At 73.7% G+C, this 21,357-nt stretch carries 3 protein-coding genes; 2 read left to right on the top strand and 1 reads right to left on the bottom strand.

All coding sequences use genetic code 11. The features are described from left to right. Positions 1–258: 258 nt before the first annotated feature. Positions 259–3,798, bottom strand: a complete 3,540-nt coding sequence (locus ACZOOI_RS33615; protein WP_465283337.1) for an amino acid adenylation domain-containing protein — start codon at positions 3,796–3,798, stop codon at positions 259–261. A 181-nt stretch (positions 3,799–3,979) separates the two neighbouring features. On the opposite strand from ACZOOI_RS33615, the gene ACZOOI_RS33610 reads away from it, so the two are divergent. Together ACZOOI_RS33610 and ACZOOI_RS33605 are read left to right on the top strand one after the other, a co-directional pair. Next, positions 3,980–11,641: an amino acid adenylation domain-containing protein gene (locus ACZOOI_RS33610; protein ID WP_465283336.1), complete on the top strand. Its 7,662-nt coding sequence runs from the start codon at positions 3,980–3,982 to the stop codon at positions 11,639–11,641. Then, positions 11,638–21,351 (top strand): amino acid adenylation domain-containing protein, encoded by a 9,714-nt coding sequence (locus tag ACZOOI_RS33605; protein WP_465283335.1) that lies wholly within the window; start codon positions 11,638–11,640, stop codon positions 21,349–21,351. Before ACZOOI_RS33610 ends, ACZOOI_RS33605 begins: the two co-directional genes overlap by 4 nt. Positions 21,352–21,357 lie beyond the last annotated feature (6 nt).

Below are 21,357 nucleotides of genomic sequence, written 5' to 3'. Positions count from 1 at the left end.
CACCCATGGTGGAGTACTCAGGACCGATGGTGGTGACCCGGCGCGTTCCACGGGTTGCAGGCGATCCTGTCCGCGGGACCAGGCTCGCCGACCGGCCGCATGAACCGGACTCCCGAGCCGGCCGCACGAACCAGGCTCACGAACCAGGCTCACGAACCAGGCTTGTGAGCCGGCCCCACGAGGCGTCGCGGCCCGCTCCCGTCGCACCCGCGACCAAACCCGGCTGCGACGCCTCAGGGTGCGTCCCGTCGGTCGCGATCAGGCCGGCGGCGAGCCGGGGGGCTGTGCTGTGGTCAGGGCGGCGCTTACCGCGTCGTCGGAGAGGGCCGCGACCTGGAGGTGGATGCGGGCGATGTGCTCCAGGCGGCCGGGGGTTTGCTCGTGCGTGCGCAGGTGGGTGGCCAGGGAAGCGACGGTGCGGGAGGTGAAGAGGCCGCGCACGGTCGCGGTGTCGGGGCCGAGGGTTTCGCGGAGTCGGCCGACGATGGCCGTGGCCAGGATCGAGTCGCCGCCGAGGACGAAGAAGTCGTCGTCCCGGCCGAGTTCGCGGGTGCCGGCGGGCAGCGCCTCCTGCCAGATCGACGCGATCAGGCGTTCTAGGTCGGTGCGCGGCGGCTCGGGCGGGGGTCCGGCGGGGCCGCGTGCCCATAGGAGCGCCAGCGCGCGGCGGTCGATCTTGCCGTTGGCGGTCAGCGGGAGTTCGTCGACCAGGGCGATGTGCTCGGGGATCATGTGGGCCGGCAGCGACTTCTCGGCCGCGTCGCGCAGGCGGTGGATGCTCACGTCCGGTTCCGCGGCGACGGCTGCGACCAAGGCGCCCTCGTGCACGCCGGCCACCGCGCGCCGGACCCCGGCCACGCCCGCGAGGGCGGCCTCGATCTCGCCGGGTTCGATCCGGAACCCTCGCAGTTTGACCTGGTGGTCGGCGCGGCCGAGGAACTCCAGGATGCCGTCGGGCAGTCGCCGGGCCAGGTCGCCCGTGCGGTACCAGCGGCGGCCCGCGACCTCGCGGAAGCGGTCCGCGGTGCGTGCGGGGTCGCCGCGGTAGCCGGCGGCCACGCCCTCGCCGCCGATCCACAGTTCGCCCGGCACCAGGTCGGGGCTGTCCCGGCCGACCGCGTCCACGACCCGGCAGCGGACGTTGCGCAGCGGGGTGCCGTAGGGGATCGCCTGCCAATGGGAGGGGAGTTCGGTGCCGGCGGGCACCTCGTACACGGTGGAGTGGATGGCCGTCTCGGTGGTGCCGCCGAGGGCGACGAAGCGGCAGCCGGGGGCCTGCGCGTGTAGCCGCCCCGGGAGGTCGATGGTGACCCAGTCCCCGCCGAGCAGCACGACGCGCAGCCCGGTGCCCAGGCCCGCCGAGCCGGCCGCGGCGCCGGCGGTGAGCAGCATGTCGAGCAGGGCCGGCACGCAGTTGACGACGGTGACGTGCCGCTCGCGTACCAGGTCGACCCAGCGGTCGGCCTCGCGGCGGTCCTCGTCGGCGGGCAGGACCACCGCGCCGCCGATCGAGAGCAGGCCGAAGACGTCGAACACCGACAGGTCGAAGTCGAGCGCGGACAGGCCCAGTGCGCGATCGTCCGGGCCGAGCGCGAACCGGTCGACGAGGTCGTCGATGGTGTTCATCGCGGCGCGGTGCGGGACTTCGACGCCCTTGGGCTCGCCGGTGGAGCCGGACGTGAAGAGCACGTAGGCGATGCTCTCCTCGTCGACGGGCACCGGAACGAGGTCTTCGGCGGGGTGGGCGAGGGCTTCGGTGAGCGCGAGGGTGGCGGCGAGCGGCGAGTCGCCGGTGGCGCCGTCGGCGTCCAGGGCCAGGCGGGCCCGGGCGGTGCGGTGGATGCGTTCGCGGCGTGCGGGTGGTTGTTCGACGCCGATGGGGACGTACGCGGCGCCGGCCGCGAGTACGCCCAGAGCGGCCACGATCTGATCCGGCCCCTTGGGCAGGGTGATCGCGACGGTGTCGCCGGGCGCGATGCCCCGCGTGCGCAGGGCGGCGGCCACGCGCCGTGCGCGGTCGGCGAGTTCGCCGTAGGTCAGGGTGCCGCCGTCGGTGTCCGCGAGGCCCCAGACGAGGGCGGGTGCGTGCGGTCGGGTGGCGGCGTGGGCGAAGAAGCCGTAGTGCAGGGTGCGGTGCGAGCGCGGGCCGTCGGTGGCGTTGACCCGATCGAGGACGGCCCGCTGGGCGGCGGGCAGCAGTTCGTGGATCGGCTCGCGCCAGTCGGCCTGCGCCGTGCCCAGGCGGGTGAGCAACTCGCGGTAGGCGGCGAACATCGCGTCCGCGACCCCGTCGGGGAAGGCGTCCTCGCGCACGTCCCAATTGATCAGCAGGCCGCCGCGCACCTCGGTGATCTGGGCGTCGAGCAGCACCTGCGGTCCCTGCGAGACGATCCAGGACGGTTCGCCGAACAGGCGGCGCACGTCGGGGTCGAAGAGTTCGCCCAGGCCCAGGGCGCTGGTGTACACGATCGGCGCGAGCACCTGTTCGCCGCGGGCGCGGGCGAGGTCGCGCAGCACGTGCAGGCCCGAGTGGTCGGCGTGCGCCGCGTCGCGATGCATGCGCAGCTGGAGCGCACGGGCGTGGTCGAGGAAGGAGCGCCGCTCGGACATGTCCACGTCCAGGAGCACGGAACCGGTGAAGTCGCCGACCAGACGCGGTACGTCCGGGTGCAGGTCCTCGCGGTCGAACAGCGGTACGTTCAGCAGGAATCGTGGGGTGGCGCTCCAGCCGGCCAGGACGGTGGCGAACGCGGTCGCGAAGGCCATCGCGGGGGTGATCCCGTGCGCGTGCGCGCGCGCCGACCAGTGGCCGCGCTCCTCGGGGCCCAGCCACATGTGGCGCCGGGTCACCCGGGTCAGGTCGGCCGGTAGCGGGCTGCGCAGCGGGAGTTCGGGTGCGCCGGGCAGGTCGGGCAGGCGCTCGGTCCAGTACGCGGCGGCGCGCTCGGCGGCGGCACGGCGCAGCGGGGGCCGGGCCGCGAGGTAGCCGCGGTAGTCGTAGCCCAGTTCGGCCGGCGGGTGTTCGGGGTGTGCGTACAGGTGGGCCAGGTCGGCGAGCAGCACCCGGTAGCTGAGCGCGTCGGCGGCGACCATGTCCACGTCCAGGTGCAGCCGGCTGCGGCCACCGGGCAGCAGGGTCACGCGCAGGTCGATGACGTGGCCGGATTCGATGTCGAGCATCTGGTGCGAGCATTCGTCGCGGATGCGGTCGAGGCGGTCCGCGACGGTGTCGGGGTCCGCGTCGCGCAGGTCCAGCACCCGCAGCGGCTCGCCGGGCGCGGTGGGCAGGATTTCCTGGCGGCCGTCGTCGGTGATGCGTACGCGCAGCATGGGGTGGCGGGCGATCAGGGTGCGTGCGGCGGCGTGCAGGCGGGCCGGGTCCACCGCGCCGCCGGGTTCGCTGTCGAACTCGGTGTACAGGTGCGCGGCCACGCCGCCCAGGGTCTGTGCCTCGGAGCGGCCGATCCAGTAGGCGTGTTGCATCAGTGCGAGCGGGAACGTCCGGGATTCCGGGGCGGGTTCGCTCACCGGTTCGGCTGCGGGTGCGGGGTGCGGTACGGGCGGCGGCGGTGCGGTGTCGCCGTCCAGGAGGGCGATCCACGCCGCCAGGGTCGGGACGGTGGCCAGGTCTGCGAAGGTGACTCGGGCACCACTGCGGCGCCAGCCGCCGGCCAGGCGCATCAGCCGCAGCGAGTCGAGTCCGAGCGCGATCAGGTCGTCCTCGTCGTGCAGGGACTCCGGTGCCACTTCGAGCAGTTGCGCCACGTCGCGTCGTACGTCCTCGACGGTCAGCCGCACGCTGTTCTCCTTCGATCGCGAAAGGGTCCGCGGGACGCGAGTGGGCGGTCGCCCGGGCGACTCGTTCTTGACACTCGCCTCCGGCGTCACAAATATAGGGTAGGCAAACCTAAGTCAGGCAAGGCTTTTCGACTGTTCGAGAACGCGCGGCTCCCCGGAGTCGGCGCCGAAGGGGCCGGACTTGACGAGTGCGAACCCGGCCGACGAACGCCGCCGAGAGCTGATCCGGCGACTGCTGGCCGAAGCGGGCGTGCAACCGGACGCCCCTGCCGAGAGCATCCGCCCCCGCGACCGGAGCACCCCCACACCCCTGTCCGCCGTGCAGCACAGCCTGTGGCTGCACCAGCAGGCCAACCCGGACAGCACGTCCTACAACGGCTGCCTGCTCATCCGCATCCACGGCCCGCTCGACGTCGGCGCACTGCGCGTGGCCACCCGCGAACTCCTGTGCGCCCACGAGATCCTGCGCACCACCTACCACGCCGACCCCACCGGCGTGCCGTACCAGACGATCGCCGACCCGCCCGACAACCCGCTGCCGGTCCGCGACCTGACCCGACTGCCGGCGGACGCCCGGGACACCGAGGCCGAGCGCATCGCTCGGCGCCTGGCGGCCCGCCCGTTCGACCTCGCCCGCGAACGCTCCGTGCGCTACGAACTCCTCGTCCTCGGGCCCGCGGACCACGCCCTCGTGCAGGTCGTGCATCACATCGCGTGGGACGGCGGAACGTGGGGCGTGCTCGCGCGCGACCTCGCCGCGTGCTACCGCCGCGCCGCCGGCCCGGACGGCACCCGCACCGCGCCCGCGCCCGCCGTGCAGTACGCCGACATCGCCGCATGGGCGCACGGCAGGCCCCCCGACGAGGCCGGCACGAAGTTCTGGCGGACCCGGCTGACTCCGCCGCCGCTCCCGCCCGACCTGCCCGCCGACGGTCCCAGAGCACCGGCCCCGGACGAACGCGGCGGCCGGTGCACCCGCCGACTGTCGCCGGAAATGCCCGCGCGCATCCGCGAGTTCGCCGCCGAGTGCGGCGTCACCGCGTTCACCGTCGTGCTCACCGCGTTCGCGGAACTGCTCCGCCGCCACACCGGGGCCACCGACCTGCCGATCGGCACGCTCGTGATGGACCGCTCCGACCCGCACGCCGCCGAACTGATCGGCAACTTCGGCAACACCGTCGTGCTGCGCGCCGATCTCTCCGACCACACCCGGCAACTGACCTTCCGTCAGGCCACCGTGCGGCTCGGTGACGTGTGCACCGACGCATTCGAGCACCGGAACGTGCCGTTCGACCGGGTCCTGGACGAGGTCCGACCACCGCGCAGGCCCGGCCGACCACCGCTGTTCGACGTGATGTTCGGCCTGCTCACCCGCGACCTCGGCGACCTCGACCTGCCCGGCCTGGACACCTCCTGGCGCCACGTGCACAACGGCACCACCCAGTTCGACCTGGCCCTGGAAGGCTTCCTGCGGGACGAGGACCTGCTCGTGGAGGCGACCTACCGCACACCCCTGTTCGAGCCCGACACGATCGAACGCCTGCTGGCCCACCTGGAAACCCTGCTCACCGCCGCACTCGCCCGGCCCGACACACCCCTGGCCCTGCTCGACGCGACCCCGCCGGACCAGGCGCCCGAGCAACCCGCCGACGGGATCGAGGACTTCCCCGCCGGAGGCGTCGCCGAACTCGTACAGGCCGTCATCCGCGAGCACCCCCATGCCCCGGCCGTCCGTGCCGGTGACACCGCCTGGACCTACGCCGATCTGGACGCCCGCGCCGAGCACATCGCCGCCGCCCTCACCCGCGTCCTGCACCAACGCGGCAGCGGCGGCGAACCCGTCGTCGCGCTGGCCCTGCCGCGCACCGCCGACCTGGTCGCGAGCCTGCTCGCCATCCTGCGCATCGGCGCCGCCTACCTGCCGCTCGACCGCACCCACCCGCCCGAGCGCATCGCCGCCATGCTCGCCGACGCCGCGCCCGACCTCCTGCTCTGCGGCGTCGACTACACCCCGCCCACCGACAGCACCCCCGTACTGCGCCTCGACGACCTCCCGGCCGCATTCGCCGACGCCGCCCCGGCTCGCCCGCCGATACACCCGCAGACGCCCGCCTACGTCGTCTTCACGTCCGGCTCCACCGGCCGCCCCAAGGCCGTCGTCGGCACCCAACGCGCCCTGACCAACCGCCTGCGCTGGGGCCGTACCGCGCTGCCGACCGGGCCCGGCGCGAGCCGCGTGCGCCTGGCCAAGAGCGCGCTCGCCTTCATCGACGGCAGCACCGAACTCCTGGGCGCCCTCGTCGCCGGGGACACCCTCGTCCTGGCCGACGACGCCACCGCCCGCGACGCGCTGCGCCTGACCGAACTCGCCGACCGCAGCGGCGCCGGCGTACTCACCGTCGTCCCCAGCCTGCTGGAGACCCTCCTCGACACCGCCCCGCCCGGCGCCCTGGCAAGCGTGCACACCTGGATCTGCTCCGGCGAACCCCTGCCCAGGGCCCTGGCCGACGCCGTCACCGCCCGCCGACCGCACACCACCGTGGTCAACCTGTACGGCTGCTCCGAAGCCGCCGGCGACAGCCTCGCGCACATCCACACCCCGAGCAGCCCCACCGCGTCACCGACCGTGCCGATCGGCCGGCCGATCGCCCGCACCCGCGCCCGCGTCCTGGACGCCGCGCTGCGCCCCGTGCCCATCGGCGTCCCGGGCGAGCTCTACCTCGCCGGCGACGGCCTGGCCCGCGGCTACCTCGGCCGACCCGCCGCCACCGCCGAACGCTTCGTCGCGGACCCGTACGGACCGCCGGGCTCCCGGCTCTACCGCACCGGCGACCTGGCGCGCCGACGAGCGAACGGCGAACTGGAGTTCCTGGGCCGCGCGGACCACCAGATCAAGATCCGCGGCGTGCGGATCGAACCCGGCGAGATCGAAGCCTGCCTCCTGCGGCACGCGGGGATCGCCCGCGCGCTCGTGGTCGCGATCCGCTCCGGCACCGCCCTGGGCGCCTACCTCGTCCCCACCCCGGGCACCCGCATCGACATCGACGCGGTGCGTGCCGACCTCGCCCGCACCCTGCCCGCAGCCCTGCTGCCCGACGCGTACGTCGTGCTGGACGCGTTCCCGCTCAACCCCAACGGCAAGCTCGACCGCAGCGCGCTGCCCGCCCCGCAGACGCCCATCGCGCCCAAGCGCACGCCGGCCGACGAGCGCGAACGCGAACTGTGCACGATCTTCGCCGAATTCCTCGATCTGACAGCGGACGACATCGGCCCGGACGACGACTTCTTCGCCCTCGGCGGCCATTCGCTGCTCGCGGCGCGGCTGGCGAACCGGCTGCGCCGCACCTTCGCGGTCGAACTCGCCGTGCCCGACGTGTTCCACGCACCCACACCCGCCGCACTGGCCCGCCTGGTGGACACGACCGAACCGGTGCGCCCCCGCGTGCGCGAGATCGCGGTACCGCGCCCGGCACCCGCGTCCTTCGCGCAGATCGGCCTGTGGTTCGAGGAACAGGTGCGCGGACCGTCCGCGGCCTACAACCTGCCGCTGGGCATGCGGCTGCGCGGCCGGCTCGACCCGCAGGCGCTCCGCGCGGCACTGCACGACGTGGTCGCGCGCCACGAGAGCCTGCGCACGCTGCTGGTGCCCGGCGCGGACGGTACACCCGTGCGCGAGGTGCTCACGCCCGAGGCCGCGCACGCCAGGATGCACTGCGCCGTCGTGGCGGCACACACCCGATCGCCCGAGCGGGTCCGTGCCGAGGTGGCCGCCCTCGCGGAGCGGCCCTTCGACATCGGCGTCGATCCACCCTTCCGGGCCGCGCTGTTCGTCGGCGCGCCCGACGAGGAGAGTGTCCTGGCCCTGGTGTTGCACCACAGCGCGGCCGACCGCTGGTCGTTCGGACCGCTGCTGGCCGACCTCTCCGCCGCCTACGTCGCGCGCTCGGCCGGGACGGAGCCGCCGCCGCGTCCCGAACCGGTCACCGGACACGGCGCGTACGCGGCCTGGCAGCGCGCGATCCTGGGCACGCGGGACACGCCCACCGATCTGACCCGCCGCCAACTCGACCACTGGGCAGCAGCGTTGCGCGACGCGCCGGAGGAACTGGCGCTGCCCGCCGACCGCTCGCGACCCGCCGAGCGCGGCCACCGCGGCGCGAGCGCCGAACACACCCTGCCCGCCGACCTCGCCGACGCCCTGCGCGACCTCGCGCACGCCACCGGCACGAGCGTGTTCACCACGCTGCACGCTGCCGTCGTCGCCCTCCTGCACCACCTCGGCGCGGGCGAGGACATCCTGCTCGGCGCACCCGTCGCCGGCCGCACCGACGAGGATCTCGACGGCGTGGTCGGCCTGTTCGTCAACACCGTCGTGCTGCGCACGCACGTCGGCGGCGACCCGACCTTCGCCGAACTGCTCGACCGCACCCGAAACGCCGACCTGGCCGCCTTCGCGCACGCCGACGTGCCCTTCGACTGGGTCGTGGACCGACTGCGGCCCACCCGCACCCTGTCCCGACACCCGCTGATCCAGGCCACCCTGACCCATCACCGCGCCGAGGAGATCGACCTCGCGCTGCCCGACACGCACGCCGAACCCTTCGCACCGAGCACGGGCGCGGCGATGTTCGATCTCGACCTGCGGTTCGTGGAATCGGCCGGCGACGAGATCCGGATCCACGCCGGCTACGCATGCGACCTGTTCGAACACGCCACGGTCGTCGCGCTTTTGCAGCGGCTGCACCGATTGCTCGCGCACGTGCTCGCCGACCCGCACACGCCGTTGAGCGGCCTGGACCTGCTCACCGACGCCGAACGCCGGCTGCTCGTGCACGAGGTCAACGCCACCGCACACGAGGTGCCCACCACCACCGTGATCGAACGCTTCACCTCCCGGGCCCACCGCACCCCGCACGCACCGGCCCTGATCGCCGCCGACGGCACGATGACCACGTACGGCCGGCTGGCCGCCCGCGTCGAGGCGAACGCCCGGCGGCTGATCGGCGCCGGTGCCGGTCCCGACACCCTGGTCGCCGTCGCGCTGCCGCGCTCGCCCGACCTGGTGGTCGCCCTCCTGGCGGTGCTCGCGAGCGGCGCGGCCTACGTACCGCTCGACGCCGACGACCCGCCCGCACGCCTGGCCGAGACGATCGCCGACGCCCGGCCCACACTCGTGCTCACCGACACCGCGCATGCGCAACGACCCTGGGGACGGCCGGTCGTCGTGATCGGCGACGCCCCGCCCGGATCCGACGCGGCCGAGCGCCCGATGCCGCCGCCGCAGGCCGCGCACCCCGCGTACGTGCTGTACACCTCCGGCTCGACCGGCCGGCCCAAGGGCGTGCTCGTCTCCCACGGTGCGTTGGCGAACCAACTGGCCTGGGTGCAGGGCGAGTACGAGCTCACCGCCGCCGACCGCGTGCTGCACAAGGCGCCGATCGGGTTCGACGTGTCGTTGTGGGAGCTGTTCTGGCCGCTGTGCGAGGGCGCCACCGTCGTCCTGGCCGCACCCGACGGACACCGCGACCCGGCCCACCTCGCCACACTCGTGCACACCCACGCGGTCACCGTGGCGCACTTCGTCCCGCCGATGCTGGACGCGGTGCTCGACGCCGTCGAAGCCGCGTCCGCCCCGCGCATCACGTCGTTGCGACTGCTCCTGTGCGGCGGCGAGGCGCTGCCGCCGGCCACCGCCCGCCGCAGCGCCCGGGTGCTCGGCCGGACGCCGCACAACACCTACGGGCCGACCGAGGCCACCATCACCGCCACCGCGTGGAACCCCGCAGGCGCCCTCGACGTGGACGCCGTGCCGATCGGACGGCCGGTGTGGAACACCGGTGCCCTCGTCCTCGACGCCCGGCTGCGCCCCACCCCGATCGCACTGCCGGGCGAGCTCTACCTGACCGGCGCGCAACTCGCCGAGGGATACCTGCACCGCCCCGGACTGACCGCCGAACGCTTCGTCGCCGACCCGTACGGACCCGCCGGCAGCCGGATGTATCGCACCGGAGACCTGGTGCGCCGGCGCGCCGACGGCACGCTCGTCCACCTCGGCCGGACCGACCACCAGGTCAAACTGCGCGGCGTGCGCATCGAGTCGGGCGAGATCGAGGCGCACCTGACCGCTCGGGCCGATCTGGCCGCTGCCGTGGTCGGCGCCCGTCCCGGGCCGACCGGTGCGCCGATCCTGGTCGCCCACGTGGTGCCCGCGGCGGCGGCCGAGGTGGATCCCGAGGCGCTGCGCGGCGAACTGGCCGATCGTCTGCCCGAGCACCTGGTCCCGGCCGCGATCGTGGTCCTGCCCGCGCTGCCGCTGCTGCCCAACGGCAAACTCGACCGCGCCGCGCTGCCCGACCCCGACATCGCATCGCACACCCCGGACACCGCGCCGAGCGACGGCGCACAGGCCGAACTCGCCCGGATCTTCGCCGAGGTGCTGCGGGTGGAGCGGGTCGGCATGCGGGACGGGTTCTTCGCGCTGGGCGGCGACAGCATCGGGGCCACGCTCGTGGCCGGCAAGGCCCGATCGATCGGGCTGCGGTTCACCGTCAAGGACGTCTTCCGACACCAGAGTGTGAGCGCGCTCGCCCGCGTCGCCCGACGCGAGGAGCCGCAGGCGGCGCCCCCCGCGCCGGTGGTGCTCGCCGATCCGCCGCTGTCGCACGTGTTCCGCGACGGCGGGACCGGGCCGAACGGCCACCACGTGTGCGCGGTCCGCCCGGTCCCGGCCGGCCGGGACCGCCTCCTGACCGAGACCGTCGCCGAACTCGGGCGCCGATACCCGGCGTTGCGGTTGCGAATCGAGACGGTCGGCAAGCGGCTGTGGCGCACCACCTCGGTCGCCGAGGCGAACCCGAGGGTGCGCGTCGCGGCCGGCACGCCGGAGGGTACGGCCGAGGAACTCGGGCGGGCCATGGCCGGGTTGGACGTCACCGGCGGACCGACCCTGGCGGTGACCCTGACGCCCGGGCGGCTGCTGGTGGTGGCGCACGCGCTCGTGTTGGACGCTGCGGCGGTCCAACGGGTCGCGGACGAACTGGCCGCCGCGCTGGGGCAGGAGCGACCGTGGACACCGGACCCGCCCGCCGAGGTGTCCGACCCGGAGCGGGTCGAGGCCGCACCGGTCGATGCGGACGAGACGACGTGGGCCGAGGAACTGCGCGACGCGGTGCCGGCCCCGGCGGTACGCGGCACGGCTTCGGGCCGCACGCTGTTCCTGGCGACCGTCCTCGCCACCGGACCCGGCCACGGCAACGGCGAGGCCGGTGCCTCGATCGAGGCCGTCCGAGCCGCCGCCGGCGAGGCGTTCCTGGCCGCCCTGCACGCACGCACCCCCGACGTCGACCGGCTGCTGATCGACCGGATCGTGGACCCACATCGGCACCGCGCGCCCGAATCGGCACCCCCGGTGGGCTCGTTCGCCTACGCCTACCCGCTCGCCGTCACCCGGGGAGGACCCGCGCCGGACCTGGCCGCCGCCGACCTGCGCGGCGCCGGCTACACCCGGGTGCGCTACGCGAGCCGATCCGGCGCCCGGGTGCTGGGCCGGGTCGCCCGCGCGGAGATCGTGCTGCGGGACGCGCCCGGCCACGGGTGGGCCGACGACGTGCCCTCGGCGGTGAGTACGCGCTGGCCCCTGGACGCGGCGATCGCCGTGGCGGCAGGGGAGCACGGCCCCCGATGCCGGCTCACCCTGTGCGCCGGACCGACCGTCGACGCGGACGACGCCCGCCGCCTGCTCGCCACCTGGGCCGCGGCGACGCGCGCCCGCATCCCGGGCGCGAGGACCAGCACCGTCAGCGAGACGACCACACCGAACACGGATCCGGGGCGGACGACGTGAGCGACCTCAACCCTTCGAACGACCACCCGACCCCCACCCCCGTAGGACTGTGGCGGCGCGAGGCGTTCGAGCACGCGCCGCCCACCGTGCGTGCGATGGTCGCCCCGCCCGAGGTCACCGCCGACATGGCACACCTGCGTGCGACCGAGGTACTGGCCCGACATTCCTGCCTGCGCACCGACGAGCCCACGGCGTGGTGCGGCACCTTCACCGTCGGTGCGGATGCCCGGCGCTCCACCGCCCGAGTGGCCCGCGTGGCCGCGACACCCGCCACCGCGTGGGTGGATCGCGGCCCGACCCGGCCGGGACTCCTGGTCGTCGCACTGCCCGGAGGCATCGCCGACGGAACCTCGTGGCGCATCCTCGCCGACGAACTGCGTGCGGGACTGCGCGGCGCACCGATGGGACCCGAGCCGGCGACCACCGCGGACTACGCCGCCGCCGTCGCCCTGGACGCCGCCGACCCGCACCTGCTCGACCGCGCCACCCGCTGGTTCACCCTGATGGACCGGGTGGACGAGCTGGACGCATCCGCGCCGTGGGCCTCCGGCGAACCCGGCATCCCCGACACGCCTCCGGTCGCCGTCGCCGAAATCCTCGAACTCCCCACCGACGCGGCCGCGTTGACCTCGCACACGCCACTGCGCACGATCCTGGCCGCGACCGCGGCCGAGGTGCTGGGGGAACTCGCCCCCGGACCGCTGTACCTGGACGTCGCGGAGGACGACCGCGACCGACACGGCGGGCGCTTCGCGCACACCGTCGGCGACCTGCGACGCGTCTTCCCCGCGCTGCTGGAAGCCGGGCCGGGGGACCCCGACGCGCTGCCCGCCGACCCGCGCAGCGCGGCCGACTTCGGCATCGCGCTCTACCTCGCGGAGCAGACCTCGGGCGCCCTCGCCGACGCGCCCGAGGCCGGCGTCCTCCTGGCCTACGGACACACCGACCTCGGCGACGACCCCCTGCTCGCGCACGACCGCGACAGCGACGGGCATTCCTTCTCGCGCTATCCGCTGCGCCTGGACCTGTGGGTCGACCACTCGCCCACCGGGGCCGGGCGACGAATCGCGCTGCGGGTGGTCGCCGACCCCAAGACGCTGCCCGAACTCGACGTCGCGGCCCTGCTCCGGGCTTGGCGGGCCGCCCTGCTCCCGGCCCTTCGCGACGTCGTCCCGCCCCCGAGCGAGGTGCACGCCCACGGCGACGAGGCCGCGCTCGACCGCGCGATCGGCGGCGCGGGCGTGGCCGAGGTGTTGCCGCTGTCCCCGTTGCAGGAGGGCCTGCTCTTCCACCTCATGCTCGACGGCGCGGCCCGCGACATCTACGTACAGCAGGCCGTGCTGTTCCTGGCCGGCCCCGTGCACATCGACCGGCTCGCGGAAGCGGCGCGCCGGGTTTTGGAGAAGTACCCGAACCTGCGCGCCGGCTTCGTCGGCACCGAGGACGGACCCGTGCAGGTGGTGCCGGAACGCTTCACCGTGCCGTTCGCCTACGCCGACCTCACCGGAGCCGGAGAAGGGGGCCGCGACGGTGAAGCCGCCGACGTCGAGGCCGCGTTCGAGGCGTTCGCCGACGCCCAACGTGCGATCCCGTTCGACCCGGCCCGCCCGCCGCTGATCCGCTTCGCCCTGGCCCGCACCTCCGCGGACGGCCACCGACTCCTGCTCACCTCACAGGTGGCCCTGCTCGACGGCTGGTCCGGCGGGCTCGCGCTGACCTCGCTCCTGGAGTTCTACACCGACACCGAGGCCGAAGCCGCGCGACCCACCACCCCGTTCCGGGACTTCCTGCGCTGGTTGGGCACCCGCGACCACGACGCCGCCCGCGACGCGTGGTCCGCCTACCTGGGCGACGTCACCGAACCCACTCTCCTGGCCGGCCCGCGCCCGCCCGGCGACGACGCCACCCCGGCCTCGGCCGGGGAGATCCACCGCGAGGTGCCCGCCGCCCTCGCCGCCCGCCTGGCGGCCCGTGCCCGCGAGGCAGGCGTCACCGTCGGCACGCTCTACGAAAGCGCCTGGGGCCTGCTGCTGGGCCGGCTCACCGGACGCGACGACACCGTCTTCGGCGCACTCGTCTCCGGCCGGCACCCCGACGTCGAGGGCATCGAGACGACGGTCGGCGTGCTGTTCAACACGGTCCCGGTACGCGTGCGCCTCGCGCCGCACGAGCCGATCGCCGACCTGTGGCGGCGCACCCAGGACGACAAGACGGACCTGCACGACCATCCGTACCTGGGCCTGAGCGAACTCCAGGCGATGGTGGGCGCCGGCCCGCTCTTCGACACCTTCTTCGTGTTCCAGAACCTGCCCCTGCCGGACAAGAACCGCGGGTTCGGCCCCGACGCGGCCCTGCGCGTGCTCGGCCACGGGGTCCGCGACGCCACCCACTACCCGGTGTCCGTGGTGATCACCCCCGGCGAGGTGACCCGGCTGCGCGCGATGTACCACGACGACGCCTTCGGCCGGGCCGAGGTCGAAGTGCTCACCGAACGCTACCTGCGGATCCTGGAAGCCTTCGCCGACGACCCCACCCGCGCCTGCGCCCGCATCGACGTACTCGCGCCGGCCGAACGCCACCGGGTGGTCGACACCTGGAACAGCACGAGCCACCCGGTACCGGAACTGACCGTGGCCGATCTGCTGGAGGAGCGGGCGGCGTTGGTTCCGGATGTGGTCGCGGTGGTGCAGGATCCGGATGGTGCGGCGCCGTTGGTGTGGACGTATCGGGAGTTGAACGAGCGGTCGAACCGGATCGCCCGGTTGTTGCGGGTGCGTGGGGCGGGTCCGGAGCGGGTGGTGGGTCTGGCGTTGCCGCGCACCGCGGACATGGTGGCCGCCCTGTTCGCCGTGCTCAAGACCGGCGCCGCCTACCTGCCCATCGAACGCGACCTGCCCGCGGACCGCACGGCCTGGATGCTCGACGACACCGCACCGGTGTGCGTCCTGACCGCCGGCGCCACGGTCGGCGGTAACGCCGTCGATCTCGACGGTGCGTCGGTGCGGGTGGAGTTGGCGTGCCTGTCGGGTGCGGACTTGACGGACGCGGAGCGGCCGGATTTCGTGCGGGGGGATGCGCGGCGTCTTGAGCATCCGGCGTATGTGATCTATACGTCGGGTTCGACGGGGCGGCCCAAGGGTGTGGTGACGCCCTATCGGGGGCTGACGAATATGCAGGTGAATCACCGTCGGGAGATCTTCGATCCGGTGGTGGCCGCGGCGGGGCGGCGGTTGCGGGTGGCGCATACGGTGTCGTTCGCGTTCGACATGTCGTGGGAGGAGTTGTTGTGGCTGGTCGAGGGGCACGAAGTGCACGTGTGCGACGAGGAGTTGCGCCGTGACGCGCATGCGCTGACCCGATACGTGGACCGCCACCGGATCGACGTCGTCAACGTCACCCCCACCTACGCCCAGCACCTCCTGGAGGAAGGTCTCCTCGACTCGGATCCCCCCGCCGGACGCCACCGACCCGCGCTCGTCCTGCTCGGCGGCGAGGCCGTCTCCGACGGCGTCTGGGCCGCGCTGCGCGACACCGAGGGTGTGTTGGGCTACAACCTGTACGGGCCCACCGAATACACCATCAACACCCTCGGCGCGGGCACCGAGGACAGCGCCACACCCGCGATCGGCCGGCCGATCCTCAACACCGCCACCCACATCCTCGACGCCAACCTGCAACCGGTGCTGGTGGGTGTGCCCGGCGAGCTGTACATCACCGGCATCGGGCTCGCCCGCGGCTACCTCAACGGCCCCGGACAAACCGCGGCCCGCTTCGTCGCCAACCCGTTCGGGCCGCCCGGCTCCCGGCTCTACCGCACCGGCGACCTGGCCCGGCGCCGCCCGGACGGCATCATCGACTACCTCGGCCGCACCGACGACCAGATCAAGATCCGCGGCCACCGGATCGAACCCGGGGAAATCCAAAGCGTGTTGGACGCCCACCCGCAGGTGGCCCGCAGCGCGGTCGTACCCACCACCGGCCCGGACGGCGCCGTACAGCTCACCGCCTACCTCGTCCCCGAGACCGCCGGCACCGGCGATGCCCACGCCGACGCCGAACACCTCGCCCAGTGGCGGCAGATCTACGCCGACGAATACACCGCCATCGACACGGCCGTGTTCACCGAGGACTTCGCCGGCTGGGACAGCAGCTACGACGGCGCACCGATCCCGCTCGCGGACATGCGCGAATGGCGGGCCGAGACCGTACGCCGCATCACCGAACTGCGCCCGTCCCGAATCCTGGAGATCGGTGTCGGCACCGGGTTGCTCTTGGGCGAACTGGCCCGCGCGAGCGAGAGCTACTGGGCCACCGACTTCGCCGCACCGGTCGTCGACAAGCTGCGCGCGGACCTGGCCCGCGACCCCGAACTCGCCGCCAAGGTCGAACTGCGCACCGCCCCGGCACACGAACTCGGCGACCTGCCCGAGGCGTTCTTCGACACGGTCGTGATCAACTCGGTCGCCCAGTACTTCCCCAGCCTGGACTACCTCACCGACGTCCTGCGCCGAGCCCTCGACCTGGTCCGCCCCGGCGGAGCGGTCTTCCTCGGCGACATCCGCAACCTACGACTCGCCCGCACCTTCCACAGCGCGATCCGACTCGGCCAGGCGACCCCGGACACCGACGACGCCACCGTGCGCGCCGCGATCGAACGTGCCGTCCTGTTGGAGAAGGAACTCCTGGTCGACCCGGACTACTTCGCCGGTCTGACCGACCTGCTGCCCGACCTCGCCGGCGTCGACCTGCGGATCAAACGCGGACACCTGCACAACGAACTGACCCGACACCGCTACGACGCCGTCCTGCGCCGCGCCGGCGGCGCCCGCGCCACGGACCTCACCGACGTACCGATCCTGGCGTGGAACGCCGGCACCGGAACCGACCCGATCGTGCGCCGACTGACCACGGATCGCCCCGAGGCGCTGCGCCTGCGCGGCGTGCCCAACGCCCGCCTCGCCGGCGAACTCGCCGCCGAGCGCGTCCTGGCGAACGGCGGCAGCACAGCCGAAGCCCGGTTGGCCCGCACCGAGGCCGAGCAGGCCGGCGACGCGGCGGTCGAACCCGAGGCGCTGCACACGCTCGGCGCCGAACTCGGCTACACCGTCGCCGCGACCTGGTCGGCCGGCGGCCCCGCCGCCTTCGACGCCGTGTTCACCGCCGGCGACGCGGCCGAGCACGGCGTGCTGGGGACGTACATGCCCACCGGAGCCGGTCGCGCCGACCCCTCCGGCTACGCCAACCACCCGGCCGCCGCGCGCGAGGCGGGCACCCTCGTCCCCAGACTCCGCGCCTACCTGCGCGAACGGCTGCCCGAATACATGGTGCCCGCGGGATTCGTCCCGCTCGACCGCCTCCCGCTCACCGTCAACGGCAAACTCGACCGCCGCGCACTGCCCGCGCCCGATGCCGGCGCCGGCCGCACGACCACCCGCCCACCGGCCGGCGCCGCCGAACTCGCGCTGAGCGCCCTGTTCGCCGACGTGCTCGGCGTCGCCGACATCGGCGCCGAGGACAACTTCTTCGACCTCGGCGGCCACTCCCTGCTCGCCGCCAGACTCGCCGCCAAGGCCCGCGGCGCGCTCGGCGTCGAGATCGCCATCCGCGACGTCTTCACCGCCCCCACCACCGCCGCACTGGCCGCACTGCTCGCCGAACGCGCCGGAACACACGCACCCGACGCCGAGCCGCTGCGCCCGGCCGTCACGCGCCGAGAGCGTCCCGACCGGGTGCCGCTGTCGTTCGCCCAGCGGCGGCTGTGGCTGCTCGGCCAGTTCGAGACGGCGAGCGCGGCCTACCACGAACCGATCGCGGTCCGGCTGCGCGGAAACCTGGACCGGGAAGCTCTCCGCGCGGCCGTACAGGATGTGACCGACCGCCACGAGACGCTGCGCACGGTGTGCGTCGCGGCGCAGGGGGAGTTCGAGAGCGGCACGGACGTGTACCAGCACATCCTGGAGCCGGAACGCGCCCGGGCCGCCGTCGAGTTCGTCGACCTTGCCGCCGAGCCGGTGGGGCGGGCTGAGGAGAGCCTGGCCGGGCTCGTCGCCGAGGCCACCCGACGCCCGTTCGACCTGGCCACGGAACTGCCGCTGCGGACCACGGTCTTCCGGGTCGGCCCCGACGAACACGTGCTGCTCGCGGTGTTCCACCACATCGCGATCGACGAATGGTCCATCCGGCCGTTCGCACAGGACCTCGCCGCGGCCTACACCGCACGCGCCGCCGGACACGCGCCCGCGTGGGAGCCGCTGCCGCTGCAATACGCCGACTACACCCTGTGGCAGCGCGACCTGCTCGGCGACCCGGCCGACCCCGCCGGCCGCTATGCCCGTCAACTCGCCTACTGGAAAACGGCCCTGGCCGGGCTGCCGGAGGAACCGGGGCTGCCCACCGACCGCCCGCGCCCCACGGTGGCCGGCTACCGCGGCGGCACCGTCGAGCGGCTGATCCCGGCCGAACTCGCGAACCGGGTGCGCGCCGTCGCCTCGGCTGCCGGCGCGAGTGCGTTCATGCTCTATCAGGCGGCGGTCGCGGCCCTGCTGCACCGGCTCGGCGCGGGCACGGACATCGCGCTGGGCAGCCCGGTGGCCGGACGCGACGACGAGGCATTGGGCGAGCTGATCGGATTCTTCGTCAACACCGTGGTGATCCGCGCGGACGTGACCGGAAACCCGACCTTCGCGGAACTGCTGGCCCGGGTGCGGGACACCGACCTCGACGCCTTCGCCCACCAGGACCTGCCGTTCGAGCGACTCGTGGAGGAGCTCAACCCGGCCCGCTCGCTCGGCCGCAACCCGCTGTTCCAGGTGATGGTCGGCTACCAGAACCAGGGCGTGGGCGAGCTCCGTTTCGGCGACATCACACCGGTCGGCGCACGATTCACTCCGCCGACCGCCAAGTTCGACCTCGACTTCGTCTTCCGCGAGACCGATCTCGCGGCCGTGCCCGACGGCGCGGTCGAGTTGGGCATCGAGTATGCGGCGGACCTGTTCGACCACGGCACCGCCGAGGACTTCGCCGAGCGCCTGGTGCGCCTGCTCGCCGCCGTCACCGACGACCCGCACCGCCGCGTGGGCGCCTACGAGCTGCTGTCGGCGGCGGAGCGCTCGCGCATCGTGCACGAGTGGAACGCGACCGAACTGCCCATTCCCGACGCCACCGTGGCCGATCTACTGGAGGAGCGGGCGGCGTTGGTTCCGGATGTGGTCGCGGTGGTGCAGGATCCGGATGGTGCGGCGCCGTTGGTGTGGACGTATCGGGAGTTGAACGAGCGGTCGAACCGCATTGCCCGGTTGTTGCGGGTGCGTGGGGCGGGTCCGGAGCGGGTGGTGGGTCTGGCGTTGCCGCGCACCGCGGACATGGTGGCCGCCCTGTTCGCCGTGCTCAAGACCGGCGCCGCCTATCTGCCGCTGGAGCGCGATCTGCCGCACGAGCGCATCGCGTGGATGGTCGAGGAGACCCGGCCGGTCTGCGTGCTGACCGCCGGTGCCGACACCGTGCCCGGTAACGCCGTCGATCTTGACGATGCGTCGGTGCGGGCGGAGTTGGCGGGCCTGTCGGGTGCGGACCTGACGGACGCGGAGCGTCCGGATTTCGTGCGGGGGGATGCGCGGCGCTTGGAGCATCCGGCGTATGTGATCTATACGTCGGGTTCGACGGGGCGGCCCAAGGGTGTGGTGACGCCCTATCGGGGGCTGACGAATATGCAGGTGAATCACCGTCGGGAGATCTTCGATCCGGTGGTGGCCGCGGCGGGGCGGCGGTTGCGGGTGGCGCATACGGTGTCGTTCGCGTTCGACATGTCGTGGGAGGAGTTGTTGTGGCTGGTCGAGGGGCACGAAGTGCACGTGTGCGACGAGGAGTTGCGCCGTGACGCGCATGCGCTGACCCGATACGTGGACCGCCACCGGATCGACGTCGTCAACGTCACCCCCACCTACGCGCAACACCTGCTCGACCTCGGCCTGGTCGACGGCGACCCGGCGCAGGGCCGGCATCGGCCGTGTCTGGTGCTGCTCGGCGGCGAGGCGGTGTCGGACGCGGTGTGGAACCGGTTGCGGGACACCGAGGGTGTGTTGGGCTACAACCTGTACGGGCCCACCGAATACACCATCAACACCCTCGGCGCGGGCACCGAGGACAGCGCCACCCCGGCGATCGGCCGGCCGATCCTCAACACCGCCACCCACATCCTCGACGCCAACCTGCAACCGGTGCCGGTGGGTGTGCCGGGGGAGTTGTACGTCACCGGGATCGGCCTCGCCCGCGGCTACCTCGACAGCCCGGCGCCGACCGCGGCGCGGTTCGTCGCCAACCCGTTCGGGCCGCCCGGTTCCCGGCTCTACCGCACCGGCGACCTGGCTCGGCGCCGCCCGGACGGCATCATCGACTACCTCGGCCGCACCGACGACCAGATCAAGATCCGCGGCCACCGGATCGAACCGGCCGAGATCCAGGGTGTGTTGGATGCGCACCCCGACGTACTGCGGTCCGCGGTCGTGCCGAGCGCGGACGGGTCGCGGTTGACCGCCTACGTGGTCGGCGGAGCCCAACCGCAGGCGCTGCGCACGTGGGCCGCGGCCCGGCTGCCGGACTACATGGTGCCGAGCGCGTTCGTGCCGCTGGAGGTGCTGCCGCTGACCGTCAACGGAAAACTGGATCGGGCCGCGCTGCCCGAGCCGGACTTCGCCGCCGCGGTCACCGACCGAGGCCCCCGGGACACGGTCGAGGCCGTGCTGTGCCGGGTCTTCGCCGAGGTGCTGGGTCTGCCCCGGGTGGGCATCGACGACAACTTCTTCACCCTCGGCGGACATTCGCTGCTCGCGGTCCGCCTGGTCGGCGCGATCCGGGCCGCCGACCCGGTACGCGACGCCGACACCGTCACCGTCGCCGCGGTGCTGACCGCGCCGACGGTCGCCGACCTCGCGGAGCGGCTGCGCGCCGGCGGCGACGCGGACGACCCGACCGCGCCTGTCGCAATGCTGCGTGCCGGCGGCGAACTCCCTCCGCTGTTCTGCGTGCACGCCGGCTTCGGGTTCGCCTGGCCCTACACGACACTGCTTTCGCACGTGGAGGCCGAGCGGCCGATGTACGGCCTCCAGTCCGCGATGTTGTCCGGCGCCCCGGCGCCGGCCCGCTTCGAGGACGTGGTCGCCGAGCACCTGCGCAGCATGCGCACGGTTCGGCCGCACGGCCCCTACTCGCTCCTGGGTTGGTCCTTCGGTGGCGAACTCGCGTACGCGCTGGCCGCCGAGTTGCAGCGCGCGGGCGAGCCGGTGGACCTGCTGGTGCTGATCGACGCGGAGCCGCCCGTGCCGCGATCGAGCGCCGACGCGGCTGCTGCGGGCAACGGGTTCGGCGAGGAGGCCGCGCGGGCGCAGCTGTCGCGGGCGACCCCGGGCGGGGTGGACCCGGCCGGCGCGCTGGGCGAGGAGTTGGTGGCGGCACTGCTGCGCACGCGGGTCGCCTACGAACACCTCGTGCCCGCCGACCCCTACCCGGCCTTTCGCGGCGACGTGTTGTGCGTGGCCGCGCGCGAGAACGCCGAGCGCACCGGCCGCCGGGCCTGGGCGGCGCACGTTCTCGGCGTGGTCGACGAGCACGTCGTCGACCACGCGCACGACGATCTGCTGACCTCGGCCGCGGTGGACCAGTGGGGTCCGCACGTACGCCGACGGTTGGACGCAGCACACCGAGAGAGGCTCTGATCCATC

The organism is Embleya sp. L77 (genome assembly GCF_055557415.1).
The sequence above is the reverse complement of the archived record's forward strand: the minus strand, read 5'-3'. Positions and strand labels throughout refer to the sequence as shown.